Raw genomic sequence first — 6,999 nt, 5'->3', positions numbered from 1 at the left:
GGGGCCCCCGCCCCGAGCGGGCCGCGCCGGCCACCGCCGCGCAACGCCAGATGTGGCAGTTGGACCGGCTCGACCCGGGCTGGCCCGGCTACCTGGTGCCGCTGGCGTACCGCCTGCACGGTCCACTGGACACCGCGGCGCTGTCGGCGGCGCTCGACGGGCTGGTGGCCCGGCACGCCGCGCTGCGCACCACGCTCGCGCCGGGGCCGACGCCGACCGGGACCGGAAACGGCCTGCCCCGGACCGGGGAGGACGGGACCGGGCTGGTCCAGGTCGTCCACGAGCCGCGTCCGGGGATGCTGCGGGTGCACGACCTGAGCGGCCTGCCGAGCTGGCAACGCGACCGGGAGGTCCGCGAACGGCTGCGGGCCGCCGCCCGCGAACCGCTCGATCTGGTACGCGGTCCGGTGCTCCGGGCCGACCTGCTGCGGTGCGCGCCGCAGGAGCATGTGCTCCTGCTGACGATCCACCACGTCGCGGTCGACGAGTGGTCGCTGGGCATCCTGCACGAGGAGTGGGAGCGGCTCTACGCGGCGCACCGCGCCGGGGTGCCGGCCGGGCTCGACCCGGTCGAGGGCGACTGCCGCGACCACGCGCGCCGGCAACGCGGCTGGCTCACCGGCACGGAGNCGGACGCGCCCGCCGCGCTCGACCTGCCCACCCGCGGGCCACGGCCGGCGGTGCCGTCCGGCGCGGGCGCCACCCTCACCGTGCCGCTGGACGTACCCGCCGAGGAGCTGGCCGCGTTCTGCCGGCGGGCGGGGGTGTCGCCGTACATGGTGCTGCTGGCGGTGCTGCATGTGCTGCTGGCCCGGTGGACCGGCGAGCGGGACGTCGTGGTGGGCACGCCGGTGGCCGGCCGGCGCCACGCGGAGACGCGGCAGCTCGTCGGGCTGCTGCTCAACACCGTGGCGATCCGGGCCCGGCTGGACGACGAGCCGTCCTTCGCCACCCTGCTGGGCCGGGTGCGCACCGCCGTCCTCGACGGGTTGAGCCGGGAGGAGCTTCCCTTCTCGACGGTGCTGGAGACGCTGCGTCCGGCCCGGCGGGCCGGCTTCAGCCCGCTGTTCCAGGTGATGTTCGTGTACGGCCGCGAGGCCACCCCGCCGCGCCTCGACGGCCTCCAGGTCAGCACCGTCGAGGTGCCGGTCGGGACCGCCAAGTTCGACCTCACCGTCGCCGTCCGGGAAAACGACCGGGGCCTGCGGACCGTGCTGGAGTACCGCACCGACCTGTTCGACGCCGACACCATGGCCCGTCTCGCCGGCCACTTCCAGACGCTGCTGGCGTCCCTGCTGGCCGACCCGGACGCGCCGGTGGGCGCCGCCGCGATGCTCACCGCCACGGAACACCGGCGCCTCGTCGCCGACTGGAACCGCACCGCCACCCCGGCGGCTCCGGACGACCTGGTCCACGCGCTGATCGAGGAGCAGGCCCGGCGTACCCCCGACGGGGTGGCGGTGACCGACGGCGAGGCCACGCTGAGCTACCGCGAGCTGCACGCGCGGGCCGAGGCGCTGGCCGGGACGCTGCGCGCCCGGGGCGTCGGCGTGGGCAGCCTGGTCGGGGTGCTGCTGCCCCGCGCGACGCCGTTCACCGTGNCCCGCCGGCCCGGCTGCGGTACCTGGTCGAGGACACCGCCGCCCCGGTCGTGCTCACCTGTGCCGAGCTGGCGCACCTGGTGCCCGGCGACGCGGCGCTGCTGGTGCCGGGGCCGGACGCGCCGANGGCGGGCCCCGACGACGGCCCCGCCGGCGGCCCGCGCCGACCGCCGACGACCTGGCGTACGTCATCCACACCTCCGGGTCGACCGGCCGCCCGAAGGGGGTGCTGGTCACCCACCGGGGGGCGGCGAACTACGTGCGCTGGGCCGCCCAGGCGTACCGGCTGCGTCCCGGTGACGTGGTGCCGCTGCACTCCTCGGTCGGCTTCGACCTGACCGTGACCAGCCTGCTCGTGCCGCTGGCCGCCGGCGCCACGGTACGGATGATCGGCGAGCACCTGGGGCCGGCGGCGCTGGGCGAGGCGCTGCGCGACACCGCCACCCCGTTCGGCCTGGTCAAGATCACTCCGGCCCAGTTGGAGCTGGTCACGCACCAGCTCCGCCCGGACGAGCTGGCCGGGCGGACCCGGTGCTTCGTCATCGGCGGCGAGAACCTGCGCGCCGACCAGGTCGCGCCGTGGCGGACGCACGCGCCGGGGACCGCGCTGGTCAACGAGTACGGCCCGACCGAGACCGTGGTCGGCTGCGCCGCGTACGAGGTGGACCCGGGCACGCCCACCGACGGGTCGGTGCCGATCGGGCGGCCGATCGCCAACACCGCGCTGTACGTGCTCGACGGCTGGGGCAACCCGGCGCCGGTGGGCGTGGTCGGCGAGCTGTACGTCGGCGGCGCCGGGGTGGCGCGCGGCTACCTGGGCCGGGCGGGCCACACCGCCGCCCGGTTCCTGCCCGACCCGTTCTCCGACGCGCCCGGCGCACGCCTGTACCGCACCGGCGACCTGGTGCGCCGCCGCCCGGACGGGATCCTGGAATACCTGGGCCGCACCGACCGGCAGGTGAAGGTGCGCGGCTACCGGGTGGAGTGCGGCGAGGTCGAGGCCGCGATCCGGCGGCACCGGCCGGACGCCGACGTGACCGTCCAGTTGCGCCACGACGACCCGGCCGATCCGCGCCTGGTCGCCTACCTGGCCGGCCCCGACGAGGCGACCGCCGATCCGGCCGGGCTGCGGGCCGCGCTCGCCGCCGAGCTGCCGTCCTGGCTGGTGCCGGACGTGTTCGTGCCGCTGGACGCGCTGCCACTGACCGGCAACGGCAAGGTCGACCCCGACGCGCTGCCCGCACCGGCCGGGCGGACGCCCGCCGCACCGCACCAGCTCCACTCCCCCGCCACCGCATCCGACGGCACCGGGACCGCGCCGGGCGGCCCGGTCGCCGCACCGCACCCGGCCATGCCGGGGGACACCGCAGCCCGGACCGGGGCCGCGACGACGGTCGCGGCCACCGCGCCGGACCGGTGGGACGCCGACCGGGTACGCCTGCAACGGCTGGTCGCCCAGGTGTGGCGGGAGGTGCTCGGCGTCGACGCGGTCGGGCCCCGGGACAGCTTCTTCGACCTGGGCGGGCACTCGATGCGCCTGCTCGCCGTGCTCGACCGGCTGCGCGCCCACCTCGGTGACGTGCTCACCGCCACCGACCTGTTCCGCCATCCCACGGTCGAGTCGCTGGCCGCGTACCTGGTCTCCGTCCCGACGACCGGCGCGGCACCGCAGCCCACCGGTGAGGCCCCACCCGCGGTCGACGCGACCGCGACCGGCGGCCCGGCCGACGGGCTGGTCGCCGTGGTGGGCATGGCCTGTCGGTTCCCGGGCGCCCGGACCGTCGACGAGTTCTGGGCGAACCTCCGTGACGGGGTGGAGTCGGTCCGCGAGTTCACCGTCGAGGAGATGCTCGCCGACGGCGCGGACCCGACCCGGATCGACGACCCGGCGTACGTGCGCGCCGGCACGGTCCTGCCCGGCATCGACGAGTTCGACGCGGCGTTCTTCGGCGTCACGCCGCGCGAGGCGCAGACGCTGGACCCGCAGCACCGGCTGCTGCTGGAGTGCGCCTGGCACGCGCTGGAGCACGCCGGCCACGACCCGTCCCGCCACCCGGGCCGGGTCGGCCTGTTCGCCGGCTCGGGCCGCAGCTCCTACCTGCTCGACCATCTCAGCGGCCACCCGGAGCTGACCGGCGGGCTCAGCGAGCACCAGCTCTCCCTCGGCAACGACAAGGACTTCCTACTCAGCCGCGTCGCCTACCAGCTCGACCTGACCGGGCCGGCGGTCACCGTGGCCACCGCCTGCTCGACCTCGCTGGTGGCCGTGCACCTGGGCCGGCAGAGCCTGCTGACCGGCGAGTCCGACGTGGTGCTGGCCGGTGGCGTCAGCGTCTTCCCCGCCCAGCGGCGCGGCTACCTCTGGCACGACGGCGGCATCTACTCCCCCGACGGGCACTGCCGCCCGTTCAGCGCCGACGCGCGCGGCAGCATCGAGTCCAGCGGCGTGGGCGTGGTCGTGCTCAAGCGGCTGGCTGACGCGGTCGCCGACGGCGACACGGTCTACGCGGTGATCCGTGGCTCGGCGGTCAACAACGACGGGGCCCGCCGCACCGGCTACACCGCGCCGGGCGTCGCCGGGCAGGTTGAGGTGATCAGCCGCGCGCTGGCCTCGGCCGGGGTCAGCCCGCGGTCGGTGGGCTACGTGGAGGCGCACGGCACGGGCACCAGCCTCGGCGACCCGATCGAGGTGGCGGCGCTGACCGAGGCGTTCCGGCGCGGCACCGACGAACGCGGCTTCTGCGCGCTCGGCTCGGTCAAGGCCAACATCGGGCACACCGACGCGGCGGCCGGGGTGGCCGGCCTGATCAAGACCGTGATGGCGTTGTGGACGCGGACGCTGCCGCCGACCATCAACGTGGACCGGCCGCACCCGGCGNNNCGGCTCGACCCCACCGCCCGGGCGTGGCCCGCCGACGGTCCCCGCCGGGCCGGGGTCAGCTCGTTCGGCATGGGCGGCACGAACGCGCACGTCGTGCTGGAGGAGCCGCCGGCGCCGCCGGCCGCGCCGCCGGCGCCGCCCGCGCCGGGTCCGCGACTGCTGACGGTGTCGGCGCGTACGCCGGCCGCGCTGGAGGACGCCACCCGGCGCCTCCGCGACCACCTCGACGCCCACCCGGGGGTGGTGCTCGCGGACGTCGCGGCGGCGCTGGGCCGCCGACAGCCGATGACCCACCGGCGGTACGTGGTCGCGGCGGACCGCGCCGACGCGGTGGCCGCGCTCGACTCGCCCGCCCGCCGGTTCACCGGGGTCCACCCGGGTGACCGCCGGACGGTGGCGTTCGCGTTCCCCGGGCACGGCGCCCAGCACGTCGCGATGGGCGCCGGGCTCTACCGGAGCGAGCCGACCTACCGGGCGGTCGTGGACGAGTGCGCCGCGCTGCTCGGCGACGGGTTGGGGCGGGAACTGCGTACCGTGCTCTGCCCGGCGCCGGGCGGCCACGCCGCGGCGGCGGAGCTGCTCGCCCACCCCCGGCTGGTGCAGCCGGCGCTGTTCGTGACGGAGTACGCGCTGGCCCGGACGCTGCTCGCCCGGGGGCTCACCCCGGACCTGATGGTCGGGCACAGCCTCGGCGAGTACGTGGCCGCCTGCCTGGCCGGCGTCTTCCCGCTCGCCGACGCGCTGCGCCTGGTGCGGGTGCGCGGCGAGTTGGTGGAGCGCACGCCGGACGGGGCGATGCTCGCGGTCAGCCTGCCCGAGGCGGCGGTGTCGGGGCTGCTCGACGAGGGCGTGTCGCTGGCCGCGGTGAACGCCCCGGAGCTGTGCGTGGTCTCCGGCGACCCGGCGGCGATCGGGCGGGTGCGGGCCCGGCTGGACGCCGACGGCGTCCAGTGCCGCCCGCTGCGGGTGGCGCGCGGCTACCACTCCGCGCTGCTCGACCCGGTGCTGGACGAGTTCGCCGCGCACGCCGCCCGGGTCGACTACGCCGAACCGACGCGTCCGTACCTGAGCAACCTCACCGGCGCTCCGGTCACCCCGGGGCTGGTCACCGACCCGACGTACTGGGTGCGGCACCTGCGCGAACCGGTCCGCTTCGCCGAGTCGGCGGCGTTCCTCGCCGAGCAGGACGCGGCCGTGGCCGAGCTGGGCCCCGGGCACGCGCTCGGCGGCCTGGCCCGGCTGGCCGGGGTACGCCCGGCCCGGACGGTGTCCGTGATGCGGCACCCCGGAGCCGAGGCCGACGACCTGGACACGCTGCTCGACGCGGTGGGCCGGCTCTGGCTGGCCGGCGTGCCGGTGCACGCCGACCGGTTCCACGGCGACGGCGACCGGCGGGTGCCGCTGCCCGGCTACCCGTTCGAGCGGCACCGCCACTGGATCGCGCCGGCACCCCGTCCCGGCACGCCCGCCGCCGGGCCGGACGTGACGGCCGCCGGGCCGGGCGCGGGCGCCGCCGGGCCGGTCCGGGCGCCGGCCGACGGCGGGACGCCGACCGAGGTCGACCTCGGCAACCGGCCGGAGCTGGGCAGCGCGTACGTCGCGCCGGCCACGCCGGCCCAGGAGTGCGTGGCGGAGATCTGGGCGGACCTGCTCGGCATCCGGCCGATCGGTGCGCTCGACGACTTCTTCGCGCTGGGCGGGCACTCGCTGCTCGCCACCCAGGTGGTGGTGCGGCTGCGCGACCGCCTCGGCGTGGCGGTGCCGTTGGAGACGGTCTTCGCCCGGCCGACCGTCGCGGCGCTCGCGGCGGCGCTGCCGGCACCCGCCGACGACGGACCAGCCGTCCCGCCCGCGACGGTCCCGCACACCGCGACCGAACCGCACGAACCGGCGGTCGGGGAGCGCATCCCCCGCGCCGCGCCGGACGCCGGCCCGGCCCCGCTCTCCTCCGGGCAGCACCGGCTGTGGTTCCTCGACCAGGCGTACGCGCAGAACGCCTACACCGTCGGCACCACGCTGCTGCTCGACGGCGACCTCGACCAGGACGCGCTGCGCGCGGCGCTGGCCGGGCTGGTGCGGCGGCACGAGGCGCTGCGGACCGTGTTCCCGGTCGGCACGGACGGCGACCCGGTGCAGCGGGTGCTTCCGGCCGGGCCGGTGGAGCTGCCGGTCCTGACCGCCCCGGCCGGCCCGGACGTGGCCGCGCCGGTCAGCGTCGTCGAGCCGGCGGTGGCCGAGGCGCTGCCCGGCTGGGTGCACGCCGCCCTCGCCGCCGACGTGCGACGCCCGTTCGACCTGGCCGCCGGGCCGCTGTTCCGGGCCGTGCTGCTGCGCGTCGCCGCCGACCGGCACGTCCTGTCGCTGACCATGCACCACGCCGTCTCCGACGGCTGGTCGCTCGGCGTGGTGGCGCGCGAGGTGGCCGCGCGCTACGCCGCCGCCCGCACCTCAGCCGGCGACCCGCTGCCCGAGCTGGCCGTCCAGTACGGCGACTACGCGCGCTGGCAGCGCGCCCGG

Annotated in this window: 2 protein-coding genes; both read left to right on the top strand. The window is 77.5% G+C overall.

All coding sequences use genetic code 11. The annotated features are described in order from the left end of the window. Positions 1-50 precede the first annotated feature (50 nt). Positions 51-1,901 (top strand): condensation domain-containing protein, encoded by a 1,851-nt coding sequence (locus tag B1205_RS11230; RefSeq protein ID WP_441338481.1) that lies wholly within the window; start codon positions 51-53, stop codon positions 1,899-1,901. Next, the coding region (locus B1205_RS29640) for a type I polyketide synthase (protein ID WP_254909897.1) at positions 1,792-6,999 on the top strand (5,208 nt) is incomplete at its 3' end. The genes B1205_RS11230 and B1205_RS29640, both read left to right, overlap by 110 nt.

The organism is Micromonospora sp. NBS 11-29 (genome assembly GCF_002140155.1).
Classification (GTDB): domain Bacteria; phylum Actinomycetota; class Actinomycetes; order Mycobacteriales; family Micromonosporaceae; genus Micromonospora.
The sequence above is the reverse complement of the archived record's forward strand: the minus strand, read 5'-3'. Positions and strand labels throughout refer to the sequence as shown.